Annotated in this window: 1 pseudogene; it reads right to left on the bottom strand. The window is 62.8% G+C overall.

Annotated elements, in window-relative coordinates:
* A pseudogene (locus SB756_RS35575) lies at nt 1-234 on the bottom strand (EamA family transporter); the annotation flags it as partial.

Genomic DNA, 234 nt, shown 5'->3' with positions numbered 1-234 from the left:
ACCGCCGTGCCAATGGCAATCGACGCCCGTGAGTACGAGGCAAACAACAGTAACCAGTTACCGACAATCGCCACACCGCTGGCCATCGCCAACAAGAACGCCGTACGGCTGATCACTCCCGGCCGCAGAAAGCCAAAAACGGCGCAGATCACCAGCAAGGTCACGGCGCCGAACACGCAGCGCCAGAACACCACCTCCAGCACGGGCTGGCCGGACACCAGCACGAACCAGCCG

The organism is Pseudomonas sp. SIMBA_068 (genome assembly GCF_046534705.1).
GTDB classification, from domain to species: Bacteria; Pseudomonadota; Gammaproteobacteria; order Pseudomonadales; family Pseudomonadaceae; genus Aquipseudomonas; species Aquipseudomonas putida.
This window is presented reverse-complemented; position numbering and strand designations above follow the sequence as displayed.